Source organism: Anaerotruncus sp. 80, assembly GCF_009936115.1.
Taxonomy (GTDB): Bacteria; Bacillota; Clostridia; order Peptostreptococcales; family Anaerovoracaceae; genus Senimuribacter; species Senimuribacter intestinalis.
In genome coordinates this window covers 1-26,379 of the sequence record NZ_QWES01000015.1, presented here as the reverse complement: position 1 = coordinate 26,379, position 26,379 = coordinate 1, and the positions used below count along the sequence as shown (strand labels likewise).

19 protein-coding genes and 1 other RNA gene are annotated in these 26,379 nt (G+C 45.4%); 6 read left to right on the top strand and 14 right to left on the bottom strand.

Going from position 1 to position 26,379, the window contains the following annotated elements; translation table 11 throughout:
• Positions 1 to 23: 23 nt before the first annotated feature.
• Positions 24 to 953: a class II fructose-1,6-bisphosphate aldolase gene (fba, locus tag D1155_RS08905; protein WP_160202047.1), complete on the top strand. Its 930-nt coding sequence runs from the start codon at positions 24 to 26 to the stop codon at positions 951 to 953.
• A gap of 35 nt (positions 954 to 988) precedes the next feature.
• Here fba and D1155_RS15995 read toward each other — a convergent pair whose 3' ends face one another.
• The 6 genes from D1155_RS15995 to D1155_RS08875 form a co-directional block, all read right to left on the bottom strand.
• Positions 989 to 1,909 carry a response regulator transcription factor gene (locus D1155_RS15995; RefSeq protein WP_275557582.1) on the bottom strand — a complete coding sequence of 307 codons (921 nt, stop codon included), beginning with the start codon at positions 1,907 to 1,909 and terminating at the stop codon, positions 989 to 991.
• A gap of 112 nt (positions 1,910 to 2,021) precedes the next feature.
• Complete coding sequence (locus D1155_RS08895; protein WP_160202105.1) at positions 2,022 to 3,455, bottom strand: nicotinate phosphoribosyltransferase; 1,434 nt, start codon at positions 3,453 to 3,455, stop codon at positions 2,022 to 2,024.
• A 99-nt stretch (positions 3,456 to 3,554) separates the two neighbouring features.
• On the bottom strand, positions 3,555 to 6,389 hold the full coding sequence (uvrA, locus tag D1155_RS08890; protein ID WP_160202046.1) for an excinuclease ABC subunit UvrA: 2,835 nt from the start codon (positions 6,387 to 6,389) through the stop codon (positions 3,555 to 3,557).
• 81 nt (positions 6,390 to 6,470) lie between these two features.
• Entirely contained in the window at positions 6,471 to 8,447 is a 1,977-nt protein-coding gene (gene uvrB, locus D1155_RS08885; RefSeq protein WP_160202045.1) for an excinuclease ABC subunit UvrB, read from the bottom strand.
• Between the two features lie 327 nt (positions 8,448 to 8,774).
• Positions 8,775 to 9,647 carry a YitT family protein gene (locus tag D1155_RS08880; RefSeq protein ID WP_160202044.1) on the bottom strand — a complete coding sequence of 291 codons (873 nt, stop codon included), beginning with the start codon at positions 9,645 to 9,647 and terminating at the stop codon, positions 8,775 to 8,777.
• 5 nt (positions 9,648 to 9,652) lie between these two features.
• Positions 9,653 to 10,132 carry a YbaK/EbsC family protein gene (locus D1155_RS08875; RefSeq protein ID WP_160202043.1) on the bottom strand — a complete coding sequence of 160 codons (480 nt, stop codon included), beginning with the start codon at positions 10,130 to 10,132 and terminating at the stop codon, positions 9,653 to 9,655.
• A gap of 321 nt (positions 10,133 to 10,453) precedes the next feature.
• Here D1155_RS08875 and D1155_RS08870 point away from each other — a divergent pair, with 321 nt between their 5' ends.
• Complete coding sequence (locus D1155_RS08870) at positions 10,454 to 11,869, top strand: sodium-dependent transporter (RefSeq protein WP_160202042.1); 1,416 nt, start codon at positions 10,454 to 10,456, stop codon at positions 11,867 to 11,869.
• A 245-nt stretch (positions 11,870 to 12,114) separates the two neighbouring features.
• Complete coding sequence (locus D1155_RS08865) at positions 12,115 to 13,512, top strand: sodium-dependent transporter (protein ID WP_160202041.1); 1,398 nt, start codon at positions 12,115 to 12,117, stop codon at positions 13,510 to 13,512.
• A 61-nt stretch (positions 13,513 to 13,573) separates the two neighbouring features.
• Here the strand turns inward: D1155_RS08865 and D1155_RS08860 are convergent, their stop codons facing one another.
• Complete coding sequence (locus D1155_RS08860) at positions 13,574 to 14,671, bottom strand: M20 family metallopeptidase (protein WP_160202040.1); 1,098 nt, start codon at positions 14,669 to 14,671, stop codon at positions 13,574 to 13,576.
• Between the two features lie 60 nt (positions 14,672 to 14,731).
• On the opposite strand from D1155_RS08860, the gene D1155_RS08855 reads away from it, so the two are divergent.
• The gene (locus tag D1155_RS08855; protein ID WP_160202039.1) at positions 14,732 to 15,637 is read left to right on the top strand and encodes a LysR family transcriptional regulator; all 906 of its coding nucleotides are present in this window, start codon (positions 14,732 to 14,734) and stop codon (positions 15,635 to 15,637) included.
• Here the strand turns inward: D1155_RS08855 and D1155_RS08850 are convergent.
• The gene (locus D1155_RS08850) at positions 15,609 to 17,006 is read right to left on the bottom strand and encodes a TIGR00366 family protein (RefSeq protein ID WP_160202038.1); all 1,398 of its coding nucleotides are present in this window, start codon (positions 17,004 to 17,006) and stop codon (positions 15,609 to 15,611) included. The genes D1155_RS08855 and D1155_RS08850 overlap by 29 nt on opposite strands.
• Before the next feature lie 208 nt (positions 17,007 to 17,214).
• On the opposite strand from D1155_RS08850, the gene D1155_RS08845 reads away from it, so the two are divergent.
• Positions 17,215 to 18,375 (top strand): malic enzyme-like NAD(P)-binding protein, encoded by a 1,161-nt coding sequence (locus D1155_RS08845; RefSeq protein WP_160202037.1) that lies wholly within the window; start codon positions 17,215 to 17,217, stop codon positions 18,373 to 18,375.
• Between the two features lie 74 nt (positions 18,376 to 18,449).
• On the opposite strand, the gene nifJ is transcribed toward D1155_RS08845, so the two are convergent.
• Entirely contained in the window at positions 18,450 to 21,977 is a 3,528-nt protein-coding gene (gene nifJ / locus D1155_RS08840) for a pyruvate:ferredoxin (flavodoxin) oxidoreductase (protein WP_160202036.1), read from the bottom strand.
• Positions 21,978 to 22,142: 165 nt separating this feature from the next.
• Entirely contained in the window at positions 22,143 to 22,403 is a 261-nt protein-coding gene (locus tag D1155_RS08835; RefSeq protein ID WP_160202035.1) for a pro-sigmaK processing inhibitor BofA family protein, read from the bottom strand.
• Between the two features lie 94 nt (positions 22,404 to 22,497).
• On the opposite strand from D1155_RS08835, the gene D1155_RS08830 reads away from it, so the two are divergent.
• Positions 22,498 to 22,695: a DUF2508 family protein gene (locus tag D1155_RS08830; RefSeq protein WP_160202034.1), complete on the top strand. Its 198-nt coding sequence runs from the start codon at positions 22,498 to 22,500 to the stop codon at positions 22,693 to 22,695.
• Between the two features lie 113 nt (positions 22,696 to 22,808).
• Here D1155_RS08830 and recR read toward each other — a convergent pair whose 3' ends face one another.
• From recR to ffs, 4 genes are all read right to left on the bottom strand, one after another.
• The gene (gene recR, locus D1155_RS08825) at positions 22,809 to 23,408 is read right to left on the bottom strand and encodes a recombination mediator RecR (protein ID WP_160202033.1); all 600 of its coding nucleotides are present in this window, start codon (positions 23,406 to 23,408) and stop codon (positions 22,809 to 22,811) included.
• Complete coding sequence (locus D1155_RS08820) at positions 23,408 to 23,755, bottom strand: YbaB/EbfC family nucleoid-associated protein (RefSeq protein WP_347560987.1); 348 nt, start codon at positions 23,753 to 23,755, stop codon at positions 23,408 to 23,410. The genes recR and D1155_RS08820 overlap by 1 nt, the downstream gene beginning before the upstream one ends.
• A 38-nt stretch (positions 23,756 to 23,793) precedes the next feature.
• Positions 23,794 to 25,437: a DNA polymerase III subunit gamma/tau gene (dnaX, locus tag D1155_RS08815; RefSeq protein WP_160202031.1), complete on the bottom strand. Its 1,644-nt coding sequence runs from the start codon at positions 25,435 to 25,437 to the stop codon at positions 23,794 to 23,796.
• A 599-nt stretch (positions 25,438 to 26,036) separates the two neighbouring features.
• Positions 26,037 to 26,248: signal recognition particle sRNA large type (gene ffs / locus D1155_RS08810), an RNA gene on the bottom strand.
• Positions 26,249 to 26,379: the final 131 nt, after the last annotated feature.

Here is a 26,379-nt window from a genome sequence, read left to right as displayed (position 1 = left end):
TATACATTTTAAGGAGGTATGACATGGCTTTAGTAACAACAAAAGAAATGTTCGCAAAAGCAATTAACAGTGACTATGCAATTGGTGCTTTCAATGTAAACAATATGGAAATCATTCAGGGTATTGTCGCTGCGGCCCAGATAGAACAGGCACCGCTGATTCTGCAGGTCTCTGCAGGTGCCAGAAAATATGCAAAACCATCTTACTTAACCAAACTGGTGGAGGCTGCCATCGATGATACCGGTGTAGATGTTGCACTGCATCTGGACCACGGTGAAGATTTTGAAATCTGCAAGAAGTGCGTCGACGACGGATTTACTTCTGTTATGATTGACGGCTCCAAATATCCTTTGGAAGAAAACATCGCTCTGACCAAACAGGTGGTAGAATATGCTCATGCACACGGTGTTGTGGTAGAAGCTGAGCTAGGCAAGCTGGCAGGAGTGGAGGACAATATCAAGGTTGACGCTCGTTCTGCAACCTTTACAGACCCGGATGAAGCTGCAGAATTCGTAGAAAAGACCGGCGTAGACTCTCTCGCCATCGCCATCGGCACCAGTCACGGCGCATACAAATTCAAGGGAGAACCTTATCTGGATTACGAAAGATTGAAGAAAATTCATTCACTGATTCCAAATACTCCACTGGTGCTTCACGGTGCCTCCTCTGTCCTGAAAGAATTTGTCGATAGATGCAATCAGTATGGAGGAGAAATTCCGGGTGCTCAGGGCGTTCCTGAGGATATGATCCACGAAGCCGTTAAGTACGGTATCTGCAAAGTCAATGTAGACACCGACCTGCGTCTTGCCATGACCGCTGAAATCAGAAGAGTTCTCGCAGAAAATCCAGGAGAATTCGATCCAAGAAAATATCTGGGACCAGGAAGAGACGCTATCACTAGAATGGTACAGCACAAAATCAGAGATATGCTTAACGCATCAGGAAAAATGTAAAATGTAGAAAAAGAGGCTGTCTGAGACAGCCTCTTTTATGCTTTCGGTTCTTTTTCTTCTCTTACTATGCACACCGCTTCTACTCTGCTCTTAACACCAAGCTTTCTAAATAAGTTGTAGACATGCGCCTTTACGGTGCTTTCTGAAATAAACAGAGCTTCGGCAATCTGTGTGTTGGTCTTGCCGCTGTAAATTTCTTCGAGAATTTCAATCTCTCTTTTAGTCAATTCATATTTGTTCTGCACATTGGCAAGCGCCTCAGAAAGTTCCATTACTACCGGCGCCTCAGACGTATAAGAACTTCTGAAATCCCTCTTGTACTGCAGTACCATATTTGCTGCGTTGATTACCAGCCAATAGTAGATGGTTATATTCATAACCACCTCTTTATCACCGTCAATCCAGCCGCTTTCACTGATGAAATAGCTGATATAGTTTACCGTCATAAAAAACGTAATAACGATCTTATAGGCGATAAATCGTTTAGGCGCTTTGCTGCGAACACTGTTTAAAATGCTGCTGATACTGCCCACAATCAGAAGACCAATGAGAGGCACATCAATAATCAGTCTAATCCAGTAAATTTCTCTAAACAGAATGATCGCCGCCATCCAGATAATTCCATAAAAAAACACGTAGACCGACGCAAAACCCGTAAACCGGCTCTCTTCCTCTACGCCGGTAATACTGTTGCTGACCCGGAGCCACAGATATACCAGAACTGCAATGAAACAATCGCCGATACTAATCAGCAAGGAAGTTTCTATGTGTATAATGTTATCACAGTAGTAAATCACAAAGTCATAAACATTCATGAACAGGAGCATGATTACAAAGGGTTTCATGGAAGCAAACTGCTTTTCTTTATCTCCTTTTCCTGCCAGCCACTGTATGGTCAGCCCGCAGGCGCCTATCAGAATTGCAAATATATAAAGAAAGACAATAACATGTCGCATACAAGATCCTCTCTATCCAAAAGCTTACTTTTATTTATTTTACTATGGAATATACCAAAAGACCAGCAAAAATATGCTGGTCTTTAAAAAATTTATTGTCCGATTCTACAGTCTACCGCACAGTATGTTCTTCCAGAAGCTGGTTCTTCATATTCCACAGATTCTGGGATAAATCCACATAATATGTTTGTGGATTTTCAAAACGCAGTGTCTCACTCCAAAGCGTCTCTATTTGCTGTGAGCAATACGTTCTAATCTCTTCGATAGATGGGTTTTCATATACACATTCCCCCTTGTCAAAGAGCTGTACTCTAAGATTTTTTACGTAGAAATTATAAAGTTTTTTCTTTTTCCATACTGCATTTGGATCAAAGATTTCATATCCGTCTACTTCAGGAATTTCTTCACCATCTACAGTTAAAACGTCTGCCAAAGCTTTTCCTGTCTCCTTGTCGAAGAGTCGGAACAGAGACTTAAAGCCAGGATTCGTAATCTTCTCCACATTCTCAGAAATTTTAATCTTAGGAATGATTTTTCCTTCCTGTTCCAAAGCCGCCAGTTTATATACACCGCCAAAGACCGGTTCTGACTTGGCTGTAATCAGTCGTTCACCCACGCCAAAGGAATCAATCTGTGCGCCCTCCATAATGACATCCCTAATGATGTACTCGTCCAGCGAATTAGATACCGTAATAGTACAATCCGTAAGACCGGCTTCGTCCAGCATTTTCCTGGCCTTCTTTGTCAGGTAAGCCACATCGCCGCTGTCGATACGAATGCCCATCTTCTTTGGCTGTGCTTCCTTGAACACCTTGATTGCATTAGGCACGCCGGACTTCAGCACATTATAGGTATCCACCAACAAGGTACAATTTTCTGGATAAATTTCGGCATACTTTTTAAATGCCTCGTATTCGGACGGGAACATCTGGACCCAGCTGTGAGCCATAGTCCCAAGGGCTGTAATGCCAAAATCTCTGTCTGCGATGGCACATGCTGTTCCTGCACAGCCTCCGATATATGCCGCACGAGCGCCGTAGACCGCTGCTGCAGTGCCATGGGCTCTTCTCGTCCCAAACTCCATGACAGGTCTTCCCTGTGCCGCTCTGACGATACGATTTGCCTTGGTTGCAATCAAACTCTGGTGATTAATGATTAAAAGCACCATTGTTTCAATGAACTGCGCCTGAATTACAGGCCCTCTCACCGTCAAAATCGGTTCATGGGGAAAAATTGGTGTTCCCTCCGGTACCGCCCAGACATCACAGGAAAATTTAAAGTCTTTCAGATAATCCAGAAAATCTTCACAAAAAATTCCTTTCTCTCTTAAATAGACAATGTCTTCTTCTGTAAAATGCAAATCTCTCAAATAGTCAATGAGTTGTTCCACTCCCGCCATCACTGCATAGCCGCCGCCATCGGGCACTTTTCTAAAGAACATATCAAAATAAGCGATATCTTCTTCTACATTACCTGACTGAAAATATCCATTTGCCATAGTGATTTCATAGAAATCCGTCAGCATCGTCAGGTTTTCATTTTTCATCATTGGGATAATCTCCTTTAGTATACAATCCAAATCATATCTATGCCTTTCTCTGCCCGCCACAGGCACGTATCGAAAGGTACAATTTAGTATTATACACTATTTCAGAATTTTCTTCAAGAACTCTCCAGTATAAGATTTTTTGCACGCTGCAATCTCCTCCGGAGTTCCTGTAGCAACTATGGTGCCTCCACGGTTTCCACCATCCGGTCCTAAGTCGATTACATGGTCCGCCCTCTTGATGACATCCAAATTATGCTCAATGACAACCACAGTATTGCCTGCGTCCACCAGCTTATCAAGCACTGCAATCAGTTTATCTACATCAGCAAAATGAAGCCCTGTAGTTGGCTCGTCTAAAATATACAGTGTTTTTCCCGTACTCCTCTTGGAAAGTTCCGACGCCAGCTTGATTCTCTGCGTTTCACCGCCGGAAAGCTGGGTTGATGGCTGTCCCAGTTTGACATAATCGAGTCCCACCTCGTTGAGAGTATCCAGCTGTCGTTTGATAGTAGGAAGGTTTTTGAAAAAGTCCAAAGCCTCGGATACGCTCATATCCAGCACGTCAAAAATGCTCTTGCCTTTATATTTCACTTCCAATGTTTCTCTGTTATATCTCTTCCCTTTGCACACTTCGCAAGGTACATAAACATCAGGCAGGAAGTGCATTTCTATCTTGATAATACCGTCACCGCTGCACGCCTCACATCTGCCGCCTTTTACATTGAAGCTGAATCTGCCTTTTTCAAAACCGCGGATTTTGGATTCCGGAAGGCTTGCAAAGAGGTCTCTGATGTGGGTGAACATGCCGGTATATGTCGCCGGATTGGAACGAGGAGTTCTTCCGATTGGAGACTGGTCAATGTTGATGACCTTGTCGATGTGTTCAAGTCCGGTCATATTCTTAAACTTGCCAGCTTCGTCCTTTGTTCTGTTAATCAGCTTTGCCGCGCCTTTATACAGAATCTGGTTGACAAGGCTGCTCTTGCCTGAACCGGAAACCCCAGTGACGCAGACGAATTTCCCAAGGGGTATGTCCACGTTTACTTTCTTTAAGTTGTTTTCTTCAGCACCTTTGATGGTGATACACTTACCGTTTCCTTCCCTTCTTGACTTCGGTACAGCGATGGATTTTTTGCCGGATAGATACTGCCCCGTAATGGAGTCAGGACACGCCATGATATCCTCGACTGTTCCCTGCGCCACCAGTTCACCGCCGTAAACGCCTGCCGCAGGTCCGATATCGATGATGTGATCCGCGGCGTACATAGTATCCTCATCGTGTTCCACGACCAGCAGGGTATTTCCTAAATCAGTCAGCTCCCGCAATGTTGCCAGCAGCTTTTCATTATCTTTTTGATGCAGCCCGATACTAGGCTCATCCAGAATATAAAGCACACCCATAAGGCTGGAACCAATCTGCGTCGCAAGACGGATTCGTTGGGATTCACCGCCGGAAAGGGTCCCCGCTGCCCGTGAAAGGGTCAAGTAATCCAGTCCTACGTTAATCAGGAAATTCAGTCTTTCTTTGATTTCCTTGATAATCTGTCTGCCGATGATTGCTTCCTTTTCGGTCAGCTGCAGCTGATCAATAAATTCGTAAGCTTCACGAATAGAAAGGTCGGAAAGCTCTGCCAGATTCTTTCCTCCTACAGTAACTGCAAGAACCTCCGGTTTCAGCCTCTTTCCTTTACAGTCGGGACAATCCCGCACTGTCATATATTTTGCCATACGCTCTTTCATGAAATCAGAATTAGTTTCACGATAACGCCGCTCTAAGTTGTTGATTACCCCTTCAAAAGGATGATCTCTTTCGGATTTGCTTCCGCTGCTTCTGCTGACATAAGTGTATTTCAGGTGGCGCGTACCTGTGCCATAGAGCAGTTCTTTCTTGAACTTCTCAGGTAGTTCCTCATAAGGGGTATTCAAATCCACACCGTGGTCTCTTGCCAAAGCATCAATCATCTGTCTGTAAAACCCAGAAAATTCCATGGACGCAAAAATATTGCCGAGGGCTCCTTTGATAATGCTCTTGTCCGTCTGGATAATCAACTCCGGATCAATTTTCTGGGTAAATCCCAGCCCGTTGCAGGACGGACACGCCCCGAAGGGACTGTTAAAAGAGAACATTCTCGGTTCCAGTTCCTCAATGCTGACACCGTGTTCCGGACACGCCAGCTTGGTAGAGAAGGTCTTCTCTACAGAATAATCCTTGTCCACAAACTGCACCACAACCAGACCGTCACCCTGATGCATTGCCAATTCAACTGCTTCCGAAATACGGCTTTCCTGTCCGTCTTTGATGATGATACGGTCGACGACAATTTCTATGGTATGCTTGAACTTTTTGTCCAGCTTGATTTCTTCTTCATTAATTAGCCTGATTTCCCCATCGATTCTGACTCTGGTAAATCCCTCTTTGCGAATTCGCTCCAGAATCTTCTCGTGCTCGCCCTTACGCTGCCTGACAACCGGCGCCATAATCATCAGTTTGGTGCCTTCCGGGAATTCCATAATCGTATCCACCATCTGATCCACAGACTGACTGGTGATAGGCTGTCCGCAGACCGGGCAGTGCGGCTGTCCGATTCTCGCATAAAGCAGTCTCAGGTAATCGTGGATTTCTGTCACCGTTCCCACTGTGGAGCGGGGATTCTTGCTGGTGGTCTTCTGGTCGATGGAAATCGCAGGTGAAAGCCCTTCAATCAGCTCTACATCCGGTTTATCCATCTGTCCCAGAAACTGTCTCGCATAGGAAGAAAGACTCTCCACATATCGTCTCTGTCCCTCTGCATAAATCGTATCAAATGCCAGCGAAGATTTTCCTGAACCGGAAAGACCGGTCAAAACCACCATCTTATCTCTCGGGATTTTTACATCGATGTGTTTCAGATTATTCTCGTTGGCACCTTTTACAATAATTTCATTTGCCATATATCTAACTCCGTTTCTGTAAAATTATCTCTATGTTACGTCTAGTCTATACCGACGGTTGCGCCGCAAATCACGCCAACCTTATGACAGCCGGCTCTTATATTCAAATATCTGGTCACGCAGCTGCGCCGCACGTTCAAACTGCAAGTTCTGCGCAGCATCCTTCATTTCTTTTTCTAATTCCTTTACGTAATCCTTCAGTTCCTTCTGGGTCATTTCTATCGGCTTCTTGCCCTTATATCTGCCCTCATCCTCTGCTGGTTTGGTTGCCTCAATGACCGCGCGGACTGATTTCTGTACACTCTTCGGCGTAATTCCGTGTTCCTCGTTATACCTCGCCTGAATGCCTCTTCTCCGCTGCGTCTCGTCGATTGCCGCCTTCATAGCTTTGCTGATATAATCTGCATACATAACAACCTTGCCATCTACGTTACGAGCGGCACGGCCGATGGTCTGAATCAGTGAAGTCTCCGTTCTGAGGAAACCTTCCTTGTCGGCATCCAAAATTGCCACCAGCGATACCTCCGGAATATCCAGTCCCTCTCTCAGCAGATTGATGCCAACCAGCACGTCAAACTCTCCGAGGCGTAAATCCCTGATAATCTCAAGGCGTTCCAAAGTATCCACCTCCGAATGAAGGTATCTGACTCTGATTCCAGCATTGGTCAAATAGGTTGTCAGGCTCTCTGCCATCTTCTTGGTCAAAGTGGTGACAAAGGCACGTTCTCCTTTGGCAGCGGTCTGTTTCAGTTCGCCAATCAGGTCGTCAATCTGTCCTTCGGTCTTTCGCACTTCAATCGGCGGGTCCAAAAGACCTGTCGGTCTGATAATCTGCTCTGCTGTAATGCCGCCGGCCATTTCCTTTTCATAAGGTGCCGGCGTGGCGCTGACATACACTGCCTGATTGACAAGTCCCTGCCATTCTTCAAACTGCAGCGGTCTGTTATCCAGCGCTGACGGCAGTCTGAATCCGTACTCTACTAACGATGATTTCCGCGATCGATCCCCTGCATACATGGCACGAAGCTGCGGCAGCATGACATGAGACTCGTCTATCATCAGCAGAAAATCATCAGGAAAATAGTCTATCAAAGTATACGGTCTGGTGCCCGGCGCAAGGCCATTGATATGACGGGAATAGTTTTCGATTCCCTTGCAGGTGCCGATTTCTCTGAGCATTTCCATATCGTATCTGGTTCTCTGCTCAATTCTCTGCGCTTCCAGCAGTTTACCCCGATCCTTAAACCAGCGCACTCTCTGATCTAGCTCATCCTCTATGGTGACCAGCGCCCGCTCCATGTTCTCCTTGGAGGTAACATAGTGGGATGCCGGGTAAATTGCGATGTGGTTCCTAAGTCCCAGAATTTCTCCTGTCAGCGGATTCATCTCTTTAATACTCTCCACCTCGTCACCGAAGAGTTCTATGCGAACTGCCTTATCGGACCCTGCCGGAAAGATATCGATGATATCTCCCCGCACGCGGAAGGTGCCTCTCTCAAATTCCAAATCGTTTCGGGCATACTGGATGTCTATCAGTTTGCGCAAAATTTCATTGCGGGGCTTCTCCATCCCCGGCCGCAATGAAATCATCTGATTTTCATAATCAAAAGGGCTTCCCAGTCCATAAATGCAGGAAACAGATGCCACGATGATGACATCGCGCCGCTCGGCCAAAGCTGCTGTTGCCGAGTGGCGCAGCTTTTCTATTTCGTCGTTGATATCGGAATCCTTCTCAATATAGGTATCGGTAGACGGCACATACGCCTCCGGCTGATAGTAATCGTAGTAGGACACAAAATACTCTACCGCGTTCTCTGGAAAAAACTCCTTAAACTCACCGTGAAGCTGAGCTGCCAGCGTCTTGTTATGAGAAATAACAAGGGTCGGCTTCTGTACCTTTTCTATGATGTTCGCCATGGTAAAGGTCTTTCCGGAACCGGTGACGCCCATGAGTGTCTGGTGCTTCTTTCCGTCCAGAATCCCGCTGACCAGCTTATCTATTGCCTGTGGCTGGTCACCCATAGCATTATATTCTGATACTAATTTGAATTGACTCATGAAAGTTCCTCCCCTATGAATCAGTCTTTGTCTTGAATATCTTTGGAACTACTGTAAAAAACAGCAATTCAATCTGTTTACCCAAAAGAGTTCCTTCTTAATCTTAATCTAATAAAAAATTCTTTGCAAGAATGAGTTTATTATACCATAAACTCATCGCCTTTGCAAACAAATGTTCGTTTTTCTTTCAATTTGCTCTAAAGGAAGCCATCTCAAAGTGGAACGTAAAAATCCGCACCATAAGACCTTATTGGTTCATAAATGGTGCGGATACCGTTTAAGGAAAATGGTGCAGTCATGCATCCCTTTTTTGTATTTAAATATATGTTAGTCGTTAGGTCTGTTATAGAACCAGCCGCCAATTTGTTCCGTCTTAATCACGTTAACAAACGCGCCCGGATCAGCATCCATAATCGCTGCAAGAACTTTGTTTACCTCTTCACTGGAAACCACAGAATACAGCATATTCCGTTCTGTTCCCTGATAACACCCAATTCCCTTAAAATGGGTTGCGTCATGGTTGGTAATCGCCTTGATCCTACCGTAAATTACATTGGGCTGCTCCGTGATAATCAGCAGCGTATGCTTCTGATATCTTTTGTACAGCATCTGTATAACCTGCGTAGAGCAAAACTGAAAAATAATTGAGTACAATGCTTTATCAAAACCGAAAAGAATGCCTGCCGCAACAAGAATACACACATTGCCCATAAAGATATAGTTCCACGCGTCAATGCCTTTCTTCTGAGAGAAGTAAATGGATATGAAATCGGTACCACCTGCACTGGCCCCCACGTAAAGCGCCAGACTGATTGCTACACCGTTTAGAATGCCTCCGAAAATGCAGATCAGAAGTACATCATAAGTAATTGTCACAGCTGACAGAATATCCGTCATGAAACTGCTCAATACAATCACATAAACGGAATAAAATGTAAATCGTTTTCCCAGATACTTAATACCTATATAAATAGGAACCAAATTCAGCGGAATATACAGTACCGTATACGGAATGGACAGTCCCAGAAATGTATCCGCAATCTGCTGAAGCAGAATCGTAATTCCCGCAAAGCCTCCAGGAAACAATCCCCCGGTTCGAACAAAGCTTCTCAGATTAAAAGCGTAAAGGAGTGCCCCTGCCGTACAGAAAAGAATTCTTCGTAATTCTTTTTTTGTTCTCTGTTTTTTTGTCAGTTCCATGCAGTTTACTCCTCCTCTGGCAGTTTGCTTACATCAATCCACGCTTCTGACTTGGAAAACCCGAAAATCTCATCGCAAGTCAGTTCGATGGCACTGTTTGCACTGCCGCAGGCAGGAAACACCGTCTCAAATCGTTTCATAGACACATCACAAAAAATCCGCACTTTGGGATTTTCGACAGCAAAAGCACAAACGCCGCCAACGGCATGTCCTGTATAGAATTCCACTTCTTCAGCAGACAGCATTTTTGCCTTAAATCCAAAATAGTCCTTAAACTTCCGGTTATCTACCTTCGAATCTCCCGCCATCTGAATCAGAATACAGCCGTCTTCACTTTTGAAAGACAGCGTTTTACAAATTCTTGCGCCCGAAACACCTACCGCATGAGCCGCCAATTCCACAGTTGCACTAGAAACGTCAAACTCCTGAATTCTATCTTCTAGTCCATATTGCCCAAAATATTCTCTCACTTTCTCTATTGCCACAAGTATACCTCCTATAAAAAGCTTTCTAATTAGTATACGTGAAATCTATCTAAATCTCAATAGTTACCAATCAGAAAATTTCTGTTTCCCATATCAAACCTTCTTGTCCTAAAGTCATATTACATGTAATATATGCCAGATTGTGCATTTTTGTGTCACCGAACCAAAAAACCTTTCTTTTTTGGTGGTGTTTTTTCAATTATCAGATTTTTCTTTGTTCAGATGTGTATACATGTTGACTTTTTACCCATCTTTCACATATAATGAAGCTGTATAAGTTATTTTTATGCATTTATTTTATCCTAATTAGGAGGTAGTTCAATGGACAACAAGAACAACAAAGGCTTTAACAGTAACTTTGGATTCCTGATGGCTTCCATCGGATCGGCTGTAGGTCTGGGTAACCTTTGGTCCTTCCCGTTTAAGATGGGTAACATGGGTGGATTTGTATTCCTGCTCTGTTATCTGTTCTTCCTGGTAGTCGTAGGTTATCCGCTGCTGATGGGTGAATTTGCCATCGGTCGTAAAACAGGCAAAGCTGCAATTGAGGGCTTTGAAAACACAAACAAGAGTTTCAAGATTTTTGGTATCATTGAAACAATCGTACCTTATTTCCTGGTTGCATTCTACTGCACATTCGGCGGATACATCACCAAATATCTGGTTGCATCCATCGGCTGGTTAGTGGGTGCCGGCGATCTTGGTACCGCTAATGCCGGTGAATACTTCAGCGGTTTCATTTCCAGCGGTATGCCGGCAATTCTCTACATGGTAGCTTTCTGGGCACTGACTGTACTTATCGTTTATCTGGGTACATCCGGTATTGAGAAATTCTGTAAGGTAGCCATTCCTGCCCTGATTGTATGCATGATTATCATCATTATCAGAGCAGTTACTCTGCCAGGCGCAGGCGAAGGTCTCGCTTTCATCTTCAAGCCTGATATGAGCGCATTTAAAGGCACTGGCTGGATTGGTGTTCTGGGCGCTGCAGGAAATCAGTGCTTCTTCTCACTGTCACTGGCATCCGGTTGTCTGATTGCATATGGTGCTAAACTGAACAAGAGTGAAAACCTAGAAAAGAACGCAGCAATCGTAGCTGTTGCAGATACTCTGGTTGCGGTTATGGCTGGCGTCTGCATCTTCCCTGCAGTATTCGCATACGGTCTGGAACCGGGTGCAGGTCCTGGGCTTCTGTTCTCCACTATGGTAACTGTATTCCAGAACATGGGCGCAATCGGTCCTATCTTCAGCGTAATCTTCTTCCTGCTGGTATTCTTCGCAGCACTGTCTTCCTCCATCGGTATGATGGAAGGCGGTATCCAGGCTATGGTAGACGCACAGGAAAGAAAAGGCAAGATGGGCGGAAGAGCAAAATGCGTTGCCCTGACTGCAGTAATTGCTCTTGCTGGTAACTTAATCGTAACCGGTGATGGTCTTGGTTCTTCCGGTTGGTGGAATCCGCTGGCTGCACTCCTTGGGCCTGAAGCTGATAAGGTATGGCTGGACTTCTTCGATTTGTTTGCAGAAGGTCTGCTGATGCCAATCGGTGCTACCGGTATGGCAGTCATGCTTGGCTGGACCAGACTGAGATTCCTCGACGAGGAAGTTTCAGAAGGTTCCGACTTCAAAACAAAAGGTTTCGTACATTTCTGTCTAAAATGGCTGGATCCAATCATCTGCGGTATTTTGATTATCGTATCTCTAGACGGATTCTTCGACTTCACAGATTTATTCTAATAAGACCACATACATATGCACGATTTGCATAAACGACGCAGAAACCGGGATTCTTCTCAATCCCGGTTTCTGCTTTCTTTCGTCTATTTTCATACATTAAAAGGAATCCAATTTTATTCAGTTTTTTATGTCATATAACAAATTTCCAAAAGGCTTTATGTTATGATTGACAACTTCACTACAGCCAGATATAATGGTAGGACAAACTATATATTTGCAATTATCAATTAGGAGGACTTTATCTCATGACACAACAACAAGGTAAAGGTCAATGGGCGAGCAATTTCGGCTTTCTAATGGCCGCAATCGGCTCCGCTGTTGGTCTTGGCAACTTATGGGGATTCCCGTACAAGATGGGAATCAGTGGAGGATTTGCTTTCCTCATCCTGTATCTAATCTTAGTCGTACTGGTAGGCTACGTAATCTGCCTTGGTGAGCTTTCTCTGGGAAGAAACTCCGGCAAAGGTGTTGTCGGCGCTTACGAAGCATTAAGTAAAAAATATGCGTTTATCGGATGGTTCGGATGGATTTCTCCGCTGCTGATTCTGGGCTTTTACTGCATGCTGGGCGGCTACTGTCTGAAATACGCGATTGCCAATATCGGAGATCTCTTTGGTGCAGGCTTTGGCGTTGGATCCACAGATAGCGGTGAATTTTTCGGTACATTTTCCACCGATATGGTGCAAAGTTCTGTTTACACCATTATCTTCGTCGCGCTGACTATCTTTATCGTTCGCGGCGGCGTTTCCAGCGGTATTGAGAAGTTTACCAAAGTGGCTATGCCGGCGCTATTCGTATGTCTGCTCATTGTTATCGCAAGAAGCGTTACCATGCCGGGCGCAGCTGCAGGTCTGGAATTTATGTTTAAACCAAACTGGGACGTATTCCAGGGCGCAGGCTTTATCAATGTTCTTGCCGCAGCAGGCGGTCAGATGTTCTTCTCCCTGTCGCTGGGCATGGGCATCACTGTTACTTACGGTTCTTATATGACAAAGGACGCCAGTCTGGAACGCAGCGCACTGATTATTCCACTTGCAGATACGATCATCGCCATCATGGCAGGACTTGCCATCATGCCAGCAGTATTCGCTTCCGGTCTTGATCCTAAAGGCGGTCCTGGTCTGCTCTTTGTAACACTGCAGACTGTATTCTCTGCAATGGGAGGAATTGGTCCAATCTTCGGATTCATCTTCTACGGTCTGGTATTCATCGCAGCTATCACCTCTTCCATCGCTCTGCTGGAAGCTGTCAGCTCCACCGTCATGGACAAGCGCGCAGAAAAAGGCAAACCGATTGACAGAAAACTGGTTGTAACTATTATGGGTATTATCGTAGGTCTGGAAGGCGTTTTCGTAGCGCTGGATGGACTTGGCGGCAATGGATTCCCGCAGATTTTTGGTCAGAGCACCTGGCTTGATTCCTTCGACTTAGTATCCGAGGGTATTCTCATGCCGCTGGGCGCATGCTACATGGCAATCATCCTGCCGACAGAACTGGTAGACAAAGAAGTGACCCTGAACGGCAACAAGTTCAGAACCCAGAAATTCTTCGATTTCTGCATCAAATTCGCAGCGCCGCTGCTGATGGTTCTGGTTCTTCTGGGACAAATCGATACCTTCTTTAAAATGGGTATTTTCTCATAATATAGACCACAAAGATGCCGCATGGTTGAAAACCGACGCGGCATTTTTTTAATTAGGATATTTATAGTTGTACAATCAGTCGATACATCAGTTCCAGTCTTTTTTCGATGGTGTCCAGTTCCAAATACTCTCCGCTGCTGTGCATATCGTTACCCACAGGTCCGCATCCACAAAGAGTCGGCACACCCAAACTTGCGATGTGATTAGCATCTGATACGCCGCCGGTATCTATCCAGCAAATACTCTGCCCCAAACCGGACGCTGCTTGGTTCATCTTCTCCATTAGCTGCTCTGTTACCTCCGACGGATTCATCGGCATTACCACATCTTTAAACACCACCCCCGCACTCACACCGGAAACCACAGGATTCTGCTGCAAACGAGAAACCGTCTCGCGAATCCGCTCAATCTCTCCAGGGTTCTTAAAACGAATGTCAAGCTTTACCTGTGCATGTTCAGCTACTACATTAACTGCCGTGCCGCCGGACGCAATTCCCGCTGTAATCGATGTACCTGCGTCAAAATCCTGCAGCGCCGTCAGTTCTGTAATCCAGCGTGCCATTTCCACAAGGGCATTGGCCCCTTTTTCCGGCGCAACCCCGGCATGGGCAGCAATCCCCTGAAAAGACACTTCCAAATCTGCGCCGCCTTTTCTGCTTCTGACAAAGCCGTTGTTTAATCTTCCCGGCTCAAAAACAAAGGCATATCGGGTATGTTTTGCCAGTCCCTGCAGCCAAGTCTTAGAACGCCCTGAACCGATTTCCTCATCACTGTTAAATGCAAAGCAGATTCGAAGTTCCGGTCTTTCCTCCCGAAGGCGCTGCGCCAGATGTATGGCTAAAATCAGCCCCGCTTTCATATCAGTAACGCCCGGTCCATAAGCCAGATTACCTTCTTCTCTGTACGGTCTTTCTGCTGCAGTTCCTTTCGGAAATACTGTGTCCATGTGACCGACAAACATCACATCAAAATCCTTCTCCGAATGTGTCCTTGCCTCAATGCGTGTATCCTCATCGAAGGTTTCCACCAGATAGCCTTCGTCTCTCAATCGGTTCGCGAGCATTCTGCCTATCACGGCAATATCCTGCAAATTCTCGCTGCTGCTGTCCAAATTTACGATTTCCGCAAGTTCTTTGCGGAATTGTTCCATATTCCACATATACTTTTTCCTTTCCTTTTTTCAAAATTTATTATATACTCCTTTTAGGAGGTAAACAATATGAAACTCAATCAGCTGTACTACTTCAAATGTGTGTGCAAACACAGCAATATCACAAAAGCCGCGGAAGAGCTGCATATTTCGCAGCCTGCCATCACCCGTTCCATCCATGACTTGGAAGAAGAACTGGGCGTCACTTTATTCACCCGTACCAACAAAAATGTTTCTCTAACTAACGAAGGCAAGCTGTTCTTGTACCGTTCCTCCGAAATCCTGTCAAACCTCGATTCACTGACCGATGAAATGCGTGATTTAGGATATCTGCGCCGCACCAGCATTCGCATCGGTGTGCCGCCAACTATTGGCACGCTGATTTTACCACGCCTGCCTATCATTGCCGCAGAGCAGTTCCAACTGGAGCTGGAAATTTCTGAGCTCTCCTCCTATGATGCGCTCACTGCAATAGAAAATGACAACCTGGATTTTACAATCTGTCTTCTTGGCGATCAGGAATATCCGATGCTGGAGTATTATGTGCTAAAAGATACATCTCTCTGCTTCTGCACCAACATCAACCATCCCCTAGCAAAAGAAAAGCAAATCAAAATCGAACAGCTTGCAGATGAAAAAATCATTTTCTTTTATCCTGGCGAACTGATGCAGCAAACCTTTGAGCGTCATTCCGTCACACCAAAATATATTCTGAAGTCCAATCAAATGCTGACAATCTGCAATTATCTAGCTGCCAATCTGGCGTCAACCCTGCAGTTTCCGGAAGCTTTCGCCCATTACCCGCAGATTACCGCTGTTCCCCTCTCAGACAATATTCCGCTGCCGATCTGCCTGATTAAGAAAAAGGGAAAGCGCCTGGCAAAAGGCGCCTCCCAGCTTTATCACTATATCGGTACGCACTCCGAAGATTTATTCACACCTACGCTTAAAACGGACCATAGTTTATCGCTGTAGCGATGATCATGAATACCGCGCAAATGCAAACCCAAATGCCCATCAGCGGCGCAATATATTTCACCCATTTCTCATAAGGAATGTGCGCTGCAGCAAGACATCCCATCAAAACAGACGAAGTCGGAATGATATTGTTGGTAAAGCCATCGCCAAACTGAAATGCCAGTACAGCGGTCTGTCTTGTCAGTCCCAATACATCGGCAAGCGGCGTCATCAACGGCATCGTCGCTGCTGCCTGTCCGCTTCCTGACGGGATAAAGAAATTGGTAATTGCCTGCACAAAAAGCATTCCTACCGCAGCAACGCTCTTTGGCAAATATGCAATCACACCTGACAACGCATGTAATACGCTGTCGATAATCATACCGTCGCTCATGACCATCAGAATAGTTCTGGCAACACCTACGACCAGCGCGCCGAAAACAATGCTCTTTGCACCATTGACAAATTCTGTCGCTATTTTACTTGGACCGAAGCCTGCTAAAATTCCGGCACCGATTCCCATAATGACAAACATAGCAAACAGTTCTGTCATGTACCAGCCATAATTGAATGTACCAAAAATCATAATGCTAAAGCAGATTGACACCCACAGAAGAATCAGAATGTCCCTCTTGTTCATTTTTTCTAATGTGTCCAAATTCATGCTCTGTCCATGCTCTTCCACTTCCAAATCACGCACATAAGACAAAGTCGGATTCCCCTTCACTTTTTTTGCATAGCGAGATACATAAATCACTGTAACTATCAACATCACAACCCAAACTGCTATTCTGAGGCCATATCCAGAGAAAATCGGCAATTCTGCAATACCCTGAGCTACACCTACAGTGAATGCATTCATGATACCAGAACTGAATCCGATGGATGCCCCCAGCATAACAATCGACATGCCTACGATGGCATCATACCCCAGTGCCCTTGCAAGTGCAATTCCCACCGGCACAAAGATAATCGTTTCTTCATTTATTCCGAATGTAGCACCTGCCAGAGCAAATACTGCCATAACTACCGGAATCAGTAATTTTTCTTTTCCTCTGGTTGCCAGTGCAAGCTTGCCGATACCTCTCTCAATAGCACCTGATGCCATAATGATGTTGAACATACCGGCAGTGCAGAAGATAAAGAAGATAACAGTCGCACCATCGTTAAAGCCTTTCGGGATTTCTTTAAATAAGTCAAAGAATCCGATTGGGTTAGCATCAACTGCATGATAGCTGCTTGCATCCACAACCGTTCTTCCATCAACCTCTACACGATCGTATTCACCCGTCGGTAAAATCCACGTACAGACTGTCATAATCAAAACAACAATTGACAGAATTACATATGTATGCGGCACCTTAAAACGTTTCTTTGTTTCTTTCATAATAATTGCTCCACCTTTCTTTTGAATTGTCTGATAATTCCTTTTACGATTCTATTATGCCTCTGCTTTTAATATTTGTAAAATACTAAAAATTTGATTTTCCATAATTTTTAATTATGGCAAACTGTTTTTTCGGTATTTTACGAAAAAAGCAGATAGCACTATACTATAGGCAAATAAATCCGATACACGGAAAGGAGCTAATACTATGAATTACGGTGAGAAGTCACTGCGCCTTCATGAGGCCGCTCATGGAAAAATTGAAATCACGCCTACTGTTTCAGTAGAGAACGGAGAAGATCTTTCTGTTTACTACACACCCGGCGTTGCCGCACCCTGCCTTGCAATTGCAGAAGACGAAAAGCTGGCGTCCAAATACACGGCAAAACCCCGCACTGTCGCTGTTGTAACGGATGGTTCCGCTATTTTAGGTCTTGGCAATATCGGAAGCCTTTCCGGACTTCCCGTTATGGAAGGAAAAGCCGTACTGTTTAAACGCTTTGCTGATGTGGACGCGTTTCCCATTTGCCTTGCGACGCAGAATCCGGAGGAAATCATCGCAACCGTCAAAAATATCGCGCCGGGTTTCGGAGGTATTAACCTGGAGGACATCGCTGCACCCGCGTGTTTTGAAGTCGAACAGCGATTAAAAGAAGAGCTTTCCATTCCTGTCTTTCACGATGATCAGCACGGAACTGCTATTGTAACCTGTGCTGCCCTGCTCAACGCGCTCAAAGTTACCGGCCGTACTCCTGAAAAACCCAAAGTGGTCATAAACGGTGCCGGTGCTGCAGGCTGCGCAATCGCTGAAATGCTGTCAAAGCTTGGATTTTCACAAATATTAGTCTGCGACAGTAAGGGCATTATTTCTGCCAGTCGCCCGCTTAATCCCGCAAAAGAAAAACTGCTGACCTTTACGAACCCTTTAAACCAGTCCGGCACTCTAGCAGACGCACTGAGTGGAAGCGATGTCTTTATCGGTGTTTCTGCGCCAAACTGCGTTACTGAAGAAATGGCAGCTTCCATGGCAGAGGATTCGATTATTTTCGCTATGGCAAATCCAAATCCGGAAATACACCCGGATGCAGCAAAAAAAGCCGGCGCTGCCGTAGTCGGTACAGGCCGTTCTGATTTTCCCAATCAAATTAACAATGTGCTGGTTTTCCCTGCTCTGTTCCGCGGCGCGCTCGACGCCTGTGCGGAAAAAATCACAGAAGAGATGTGCATAGCAGCAGTTCAGGCGCTTGCAGCAGTTATCCCCGAAGAAGAACTATCCGCTGACTATATCATCCCAGATGTATTTAACCCGAAAGTTACAGAATACATCGCAGCGGCAGTCAGCGAAAGTTGGCAGAAAGGGGTAAAATAGATTTGAACCAAAGAGAGAACCGATGATTCGGCTGATGCCGTCATCGATTCTCTTTTTATCGAAAGCCTTAGAGATTATTCTTCCGACAATTTTTTGTAGTTTTCGTATTTTTCACGAGCGTCTTGTTCTGTCATTTCAAAGAGCTTATCCGCTTTCTGCGGAAATTCCTTTGCCAGAGAAGCATATCTGTTCTGACCCATGATAAAGTCTTTGAACGGTTTGCTTGGCGCCTTGGAATCCAAAATAAACGGATTTCTGCCCTTTTTCTTTAACTCAGGATTGTATCTGTAGAGATGCCAGTAGCCAGATTCTACAGCGTCCTTGATGTTCTCCTGAGATTTGCCCATGCCTTTCTTGATGCCGTGGTTGATACAAGGCGCATAAGCGATAATCAGAGATGGTCCATCGTAAGCTTCAGCTTCAGCGATTGCTTTCATGAACTGGGCTTTGTCAGCGCCCATGCCTACCTGCGCTACGTATACATAGCCGTAGGACATTGCCATCATGCCGAGGTCTTTCTTCTTGATTCTTTTACCAGAGGCTGCAAATTTTGCAATTGCTGCTGCCGGTGTCGCCTTGGATGCCTGACCGCCAGTGTTGGAGTAAACCTCTGTATCGAATACCAGTACGTTGATATTTTCGCCGGAAGCCAGTACGTGATCCAGACCGCCGTAGCCGATATCGTAAGCCCAGCCGTCACCGCCGATAGCCCAGATAGATTTCTTTACGAGGTAATCCTTGTATCTTAAAATTCTGTCACAAAGCTGTTTCAGCACTTCGTCGGTAGTCTTCATATTCTCTATTGCATCCAGAACCTTCTGGCTGGCTGCAATAGATTCTTCGCCGTGGTCCTTGTATTCTAACCAGTCTTTGAAAGCGTCTTTCATTTCGTCATCGATATCCAGCTCGAGAAGCGCTTTCATGTTGCTTTCAATCTTGTCGCGGATCTGTTTGGTTGCCAGAACCATACCGTATCCAAATTCTGCATTATCTTCAAACAGGGAGTTTGCCCACGCAGGTCCGTGTCCCTTTTCATCCGTGCAGTATGGCATGGACGGCGCAGATGCGCCCCAGATGGAGGAACAGCCTGTCGCATTGGCAATCATCATTCTGTCGCCGAAGAGCTGTGTGATAACCTTCAGATAAGGCGTTTCACCGCAGCCTGCACATGCGCCGGAAAACTCGAAGTAAGGCTGGAAGAACTGACTACCTTTTACGCTGGTCTTTTCAACTGGCAGGTCTTTTTTCTTGATGGTCATAGCATAATCCCAGTTGTCTGCTTCGTGAACCACATCGGCATAAGCTTCCATCTTAAGTGCCTTTTCCTTTGCTGGACAGATGTCTGCGCAGTTGCCGCAGCCCATACAGTCAAGAGCAGAAAGCTGCATCCTGTAGTGCAGTCCGTCAAGCTGTGCGCCCTGCGCTTTGATGGTCTCAAAACCTTTTGGCGCTGCTGCCAGTTCCTCATCATTGAGCAGCACAGGTCTGATTGCAGAGTGCGGGCAGACAAAGGAGCACTGATTGCACTGGATACATTTTGTCATATCCCACTTCGGCAGATGTACAGCTACGCCGCGTTTTTCGTATCTGCTGGTGCCCAGAGGGAAAGAGCCATCCGGGTGATTGATAAAGGTGCTGACCGGAAGATCTTCGCCTTCCTGTTTATTCATCGGAATCAGCACTTCTTCTACGAATACCGGCAGATCCAGAACCTTTTCTTTCGGATCTTCTGCATCCAGCCAGCTTGCCGGAATCTCGACCTTCTGAATTGCGTTGATACCTTCATCAACAGCCTTCCAGTTCATCTCGATGACCTGTTGACCTTTTTTCTTGTATGTCTTTTCGATACCTTCTTTCAGATATTTGATCGCATCATCTACAGGAATTACTTCCGTCAGTTTGAAGAAAGCTGCCTGCATGATCATGTTGATTCTGCTGCCAAGACCGATGGCTTCACTAATTTTCCATGCGTCGATGGTATAGAAGTTGATTTCTTTCTTTGCCAGTGCGCGCTTTACGCTTGCAGGCAAATGTTCGTCCATTTCCTCCGGTGCCCACAAACTGTTGAGCAGGAAGGTGCCGCCCTTCTGCAGATCCTTCAGCATGTCGTACTGTCTCAGATATGCCTGGTTATGACAGGCAACGAAATCCGCTCTGTTAATGCCGTAAGCCGACTTAATCGGATTTTTACCAAAACGCAGATGAGAAATGGTTACGCCGCCAGATTTTTTGGAGTCATACGCAAAATATCCCTGTGCATATAAGTCAGTCTTATCACCGATAATCTTAATGGCTGTCTTGTTAGCGCCGACTGTACCGTCAGAGCCCAGACCCCAGAACTTGCATTTGATGGTGCCTTCCGGTTCTCTGGAAATGCCCACGGTATATCCCAGGGAATGACCGGTTACATCATCTTCGATACCTACGGTAAAGTGGTCTTTCGGATGCTTGTGATACAGATTATCAAAGACCGCACGAATCATACCCGGCGTTACATCCTTGGAGCCCAGACCGTATCTGCCGCCGTAAACTTCCGGTGCATACTTTTCGCCGTAAAGCATGGTCTTAATATCCTGATACAAAGGTTCGCCGATGGCACCCGGTTCCTTGGTTCTGTCCAGCACTGCAATTCGCTCAACAGTCTTTGGCAGAACATCCATAAAATATTTCTTTACGAAAGGACGGTAAAGTCTAACCTTAATCAGACCAACCTTGTGACCGTCCGCAAGAAGTTTTTCCATGGATTCTTCGATGGTTTCGCAGACAGATCCCATCGCCACGATTACGTTCTCTGCGTCAGGCGCACCGACATAGTCAAAAGGCTTGTACTTGCGACCGGTTACCTCGCCGATCTTATCCATGTATTCTACTACGATTTCCGGCAGCTCATCATAGAACTTGTTGGAAGCTTCTCTTGCCTGAAAGAAGATATCCGGATTCTGTGCAGTACCGCGAATCATCGGATGTTCCGGGTTGAGCGCTCTCTTTCTAAACTTATCGACTGCATCTAAATCGATTAACTTTCGCAGTTCATCGTACTCGATGGTTTCGATTTTCTGAATCTCGTGAGAAGTTCTGAAACCGTCAAAGAAGTGTACAAAAGGCAGACTGCCTTTGATTGCCGCAAGGTGCGCTACAGCACCCAGGTCCATAACCTCCTGCACAGAACTTGAAGCCAGCATTGCAAAGCCTGTCTGTCTTGCTGCCATAACATCGGAATGATCGCCGAAGATACAAAGGGCATGACTGGAAACAGTTCTTGCTGCTACATGAAATACTGCCGGCAGCATTTCGCCTGCAATCTTGTACATATTTGGAATCATTAAAAGCAGCCCTTGTGACGAAGTATATGTAGTCGTCAAAGCGCCTGATGAAAGAGAGCCGTGCACTGTTCCTGCAGCGCCCGCCTCAGACTGCATTTCCGCAACTCTGACAGTTTGTCCAAAAATATTTTTCTTGCCATATGCTGCCCATTCATCTACCACCTCTGACATTGTCGATGAAGGTGTAATCGGGTAAATAGCCGCCACATCGGTAAAAGCGTAGGAAACCTGCGCTGCTGCGGTGTTGCCGTCCATAGTTTTCATTCTTTTTTTAGTCATAAGATTTTCCTCCCATTCTCTCTTCTCATTTCTAAAAAATAGTTTTAAACTCTAATTTTTTGTAATAAAAATCGTAATGTATCTACTTTAATACAGAAAAGTAACTTTGTCAAGATTGTACAACTAAAAATACAATATACATATAAATATGCACAAAATATACATTTAATTGCATAACAAAAGCAATGTGACAACGCCAGGAACCCCTAAAACACCCACTGTTAAAGAATTAACAACGTTAATAGGGACGAGAATTCCAAAATTCATTCCAATGTAATTTATTACAATAATTAAAACAGCACCCATCAGACTGTTCGCCAGCAGCCGCAAAATTACTTTCACTGGAACAAGCAGTGCTTTTCCCAATAAAAAGATTAAAATCAACGTACCGCCAAAAGTCAAAAATACGCTCAGTTCTGTGCCCATAGTAAATCCTCCGCCTAAAATAATGTACTCGTTGTATAAAATATGCGCAGGTGGAATAAAATAGAATAAAATAACTACAAAGGATGTGATTCCATTGAAAAACAAAGAGAACCAAATTTTGTCCTGTATCAAAATCGCCCGCTCCGAAATGGAAGCAGCGACAAACCTTTTCAATGAATTGACCGATACTGCCGCTATCGACTGTGCTGCTTACAGTCTTCTTGCGGCAACAAAGAAATATAACTATTTTATGCAGATTGCAAAGGAAGAAGGGCTGCGGGTGCAAGGATGACAGTCGGCTCGGCAATTTTGCGCAGTGCAGAAGTCTCATTGCACCAGTCTGCCCCTTTTGCCCCTTTACCTTCATAATCCAAAAAAAGAGACAGATTCCAAAAATCTGTCCCTTTATAATGTTCTGCGCCCTTCCATAGCTTTCAAAAGTGTTACTTCGTCAGCATATTCTAAATCGCCGCCTACAGGTATACCGTTAGCAATTCTGCTGACTTTGATTCCGGAGGGTTTAATCAGCCTTGCAATATACATAGCCGTCGCTTCCCCTTCGATATTAGGATTTGTTGCCAAAATCAGTTCTTTGACCTGACTGTTCTGCAGCCTTACAATCAGCTGCTTCAAGTTGATATCCTCAGGTCCTATGCCATCCATAGGAGAGATTGCTCCATGAAGCACGTGATAAAGCCCGTCGAATTCTTTGATACGCTCCATCGCCATTACGTCTTTCGGACTTTCCACTACGCAAATCACATCCTGTCTGCGGTTTTGGTCAGTACAAATGCTGCACGGATCCTGATCGGTCAGATTTCCGCAGACAGAACAATATTTCATCGTCTGTTTTGCCTCCAGAATAGAGTGCGCCAGCCCCTGCGCCTCTCCATCTGTCAACGACAGAATATGGAATGCAAGGCGCTGTGCTGTTTTTCCGCCGATTCCTGGCAATTTGGACAGTTCATTGACCAGTTTTCCCAATGGTCTTGGATACTGTCTCATTACATCAATCCCGGAATGTTGAGCCCGCCGGTCAGCTTGCTCATTTCAGTATTAGAAATCTCGTCAATCTGGCGCATTGCCTCGTTGACAGCGGCAATCACTAAATCCTGCAGCATTTCCACGTCATCAGGATCTACAATATCTTTATCCAGATTCAGACTAACAATTTCTTTCTTTCCGTTTACAGTTACGCTCACTGCACCACCGCCAGAAGTTGTGGTAATTTCCTTTTCTTCAAGTTCTGCCTGCATCTGCTCCATCTGGCGCTGCATCTGCTGCATCTGCGCAAGCTGCTTCTGCATATTGCCTGCTCCTCCGCCAACTTTCGGTTTCTTTCCTGCTCTCATTCCTTTTCCCATGTCTTTATCCTCCTATGGTTTACTCTTTATTTAATCGTGATGTCCACACCCAAATCCAGTTTGCTGCGAACCTCTGATGCCAGCTGTTCCGCTTCCTGTCTATGAGGTGATACTTCTTCATTCTGCTCCTCTGTCTTGCAGACCAGTTTCAGGTTCTTTCCCGTAATCTTCTCCATCAGCTGACAAATCTGCTGCTGATTACTCTCTACATACTGTTTGGTGAAAGCGTTTTGTGCGATAACCTTAAACTGACTGTCATTTATCTCTGCCAGTACTGCACCGGTACGAATCAGGTTAAAGCTACCCTTAATATCCTCGCCCTCTTCAAAAATGCGCTCCCAGATTTCATCCAAATCGTAATTGGGTATTTGCACGGTCTGCGGCTGTTGCTGCAGTGCATTGCCTGCACCGTTTTCTTCTAAAACTACCTGCGCTGAGGCTGCTGCCTGCACTGATGCCGCCTGAGGCTGCTGCAACGGTGCTGTTGCTGCTCCCACTGGCGCTGGCTGTGCCATCTGTGGCTGCCCTTGCGGTCTTACGCTTGCCTGCTGCACCTGACGAACACTTTTGCCTATAGGCGCTGCCTCCGTCAGACCTGAAGCAATTGTTACGATGGCAAGCTCCAGCAGTATCCTCGGCTGGCTGGAATATCTTGCGTCATTGATAGTTCGTGACAAAGTAACAATTCCGCTGTTAATTTCATCCAAAGAGATTTGACCGCTCTGAGCCCGCAGCTTTTCTATATTTTCTGTAGACATGTTCAGCATGTCTTCTGCATTCTTAATGTATTTTGTAATCAACAGGCTTCGGTAGTGACTCATCCAGTCTTTCATCAGCTGTTTGACATCCTTACCTTCCTGCAGCGCTTCATCCAGAATCACCAGCGCCCCTGCAACGTCATGAAGGGAAACTTTGTCTGTCAGATTGATAAAGAATTCTTCGGAAACCGTTCCCAGAAATTCCAGAATAATGTCTCTGTCAAGTTTACGATCACCTGCTGACAGGCACTGGTCTAAGATGCTGAGTCCATCACGGACAGAGCCATCTGCATTGGCTGCCAGAAGTCGCAACGCCCGCTCTGTAATTTCAATTCCCTTCTCTGCGCAAATTCTACCCATATGGTCGATGAGCACTTTTTCCGGTACTCTTTTAAAATCCAGACGCATACATCTTGACAGAATCGTCTGAGGCAGTTTCTGCGGGTCGGTAGTTGCAAGAATAAAGATTACATTTTCCGGCGGTTCCTCCAAAGTCTTCAACAGTGCATTAAAAGCGCCTGTTGACAGCATATGAACTTCGTCTATAATGTAGACTTTTTTCCGTCCCACTGCCGGCGGATATTTTACACTTTCCCTGAGTTCTCGAATATTATCCACCCCATTGTTGGACGCCGCATCAATCTCAATGACATCCATAAAAGTTCCATCTTTGATCGCCATGCAGTTTGCACAGTGACCGCAGGGTTTTTCTTCCTCTGTAAGACAATTAACTGCCTTAGCTAAAATCCTTGCAGTCGTGGTCTTACCCGTCCCTCTGGTCCCGCAAAATAAATATGCGTGGCTGACCGTTCCAGTCTGAATCTGATTCTTTAAGATTCTGACAATGTGGTCCTGCCCGATCACCTCGGAAAAGACCTCCGGTCTCTGCGCCCTATATAAAGCTGTATACATGAAGTTCCTCTCCTTGTTTTTAACGGTGCTTAATGTGGTAGGAGGCGTGCCTGCTGCTTCCTGGCTCAGCTCGGCTCGTTGTGCCACGCGCGGCGTGCCTGCTGCTTCCTGACTCGGCTCGGCTCGTTGTGCCCCGCGCAGCGTGCCTGCTGCTTCCTGACTCGGCTCGGCTCGTTGTGCCCCGCGCAGCGTGCCTGCTCTCCGGCTCGTTGTGCATATTTTTTAAAAAAATCCCTAAAATATGCACAAGTTATCGCTCCCTTATGCATATTTCTCAAAAAATACCTGAAAATATGCACATTCCCCTTCCAAAATCAAGGAATTACACCGAAATACGCTACAAAATTCAGCCTTTATCCGAGCAAATATGCATAAATTTCTCTATTTTGCCGAAAATATGCACACCGGTGTGCATATTTTCGATACTTTTTTATTATATATGCACATCACACTGCTCTGACTGTTTCCGAATAAGAAAAGTGTACATGACAGAATTATAAATTCCTATGCACACATGGCGTCTGCCTCGCGGCGACGCTTCACAAAGTGCTTTTCTCGAAACATATGGAAATATCGACCAGTGGATATTTCCTATGTTATAAAAAAATTGCCCTTTTATAGCTCCGCAGGCGTTGGAGAAGGCTTATCTGCGGCACATAAGAACTTCCGCTTATTGCTGCTTCCTTCCGGACCTGACAAGGTTCACGGCATCCCATTGCGCAGGACCCAAACCATACCAGGCGAAGCTATAAAAGGGCAATGATTCAGTTTTCTCTACAAAGTTTGTACGTTTTAGTCGCACATATTATTATATGGGTTTTGGACGGGATTGTCAAATAGTATTTAGGAGAGACTGAGGAGTTTGTGTAGGTTTACAATAGATGTGTTACAACTGAATAAAAAAAATTGCGAGATCTCATTTTTGTGTTAAAGTTAAGTTAC

Bases quoted from the DNA above. Each gene is read 5' to 3' on its own strand.
- fba (WP_160202047.1), top strand. From the start codon at position 24: ATGGCTTTAGTAACAACAAAAGAAATGTTCGCAAAAGCAATTAACAGT.
- D1155_RS15995 (WP_275557582.1), bottom strand. From the start codon at position 1,909: ATGCGACATGTTATTGTCTTTCTTTATATATTTGCAATTCTGATAGGC.
- D1155_RS08895 (WP_160202105.1), bottom strand. From the start codon at position 3,455: ATGAAAAATGAAAACCTGACGATGCTGACGGATTTCTATGAAATCACT.
- uvrA (WP_160202046.1), bottom strand. From the start codon at position 6,389: ATGGCAAATGAAATTATTGTAAAAGGTGCCAACGAGAATAATCTGAAA.
- uvrB (WP_160202045.1), bottom strand. From the start codon at position 8,447: ATGAGTCAATTCAAATTAGTATCAGAATATAATGCTATGGGTGACCAG.
- D1155_RS08880 (WP_160202044.1), bottom strand. From the start codon at position 9,647: ATGGAACTGACAAAAAAACAGAGAACAAAAAAAGAATTACGAAGAATT.
- D1155_RS08870 (WP_160202042.1), top strand. From the start codon at position 10,454: ATGGACAACAAGAACAACAAAGGCTTTAACAGTAACTTTGGATTCCTG.
- D1155_RS08865 (WP_160202041.1), top strand. From the start codon at position 12,115: ATGACACAACAACAAGGTAAAGGTCAATGGGCGAGCAATTTCGGCTTT.
- D1155_RS08860 (WP_160202040.1), bottom strand. From the start codon at position 14,671: ATGTGGAATATGGAACAATTCCGCAAAGAACTTGCGGAAATCGTAAAT.
- D1155_RS08855 (WP_160202039.1), top strand. From the start codon at position 14,732: ATGAAACTCAATCAGCTGTACTACTTCAAATGTGTGTGCAAACACAGC.
- D1155_RS08850 (WP_160202038.1), bottom strand. From the start codon at position 17,006: ATGAAAGAAACAAAGAAACGTTTTAAGGTGCCGCATACATATGTAATT.
- D1155_RS08845 (WP_160202037.1), top strand. From the start codon at position 17,215: ATGAATTACGGTGAGAAGTCACTGCGCCTTCATGAGGCCGCTCATGGA.
- nifJ (WP_160202036.1), bottom strand. From the start codon at position 21,977: ATGACTAAAAAAAGAATGAAAACTATGGACGGCAACACCGCAGCAGCG.
- D1155_RS08835 (WP_160202035.1), bottom strand. From the start codon at position 22,403: ATGGGCACAGAACTGAGCGTATTTTTGACTTTTGGCGGTACGTTGATT.
- recR (WP_160202033.1), bottom strand. From the start codon at position 23,408: ATGAGACAGTATCCAAGACCATTGGGAAAACTGGTCAATGAACTGTCC.
- D1155_RS08820 (WP_347560987.1), bottom strand. From the start codon at position 23,755: ATGAGAGCAGGAAAGAAACCGAAAGTTGGCGGAGGAGCAGGCAATATG.
- dnaX (WP_160202031.1), bottom strand. From the start codon at position 25,437: ATGTATACAGCTTTATATAGGGCGCAGAGACCGGAGGTCTTTTCCGAG.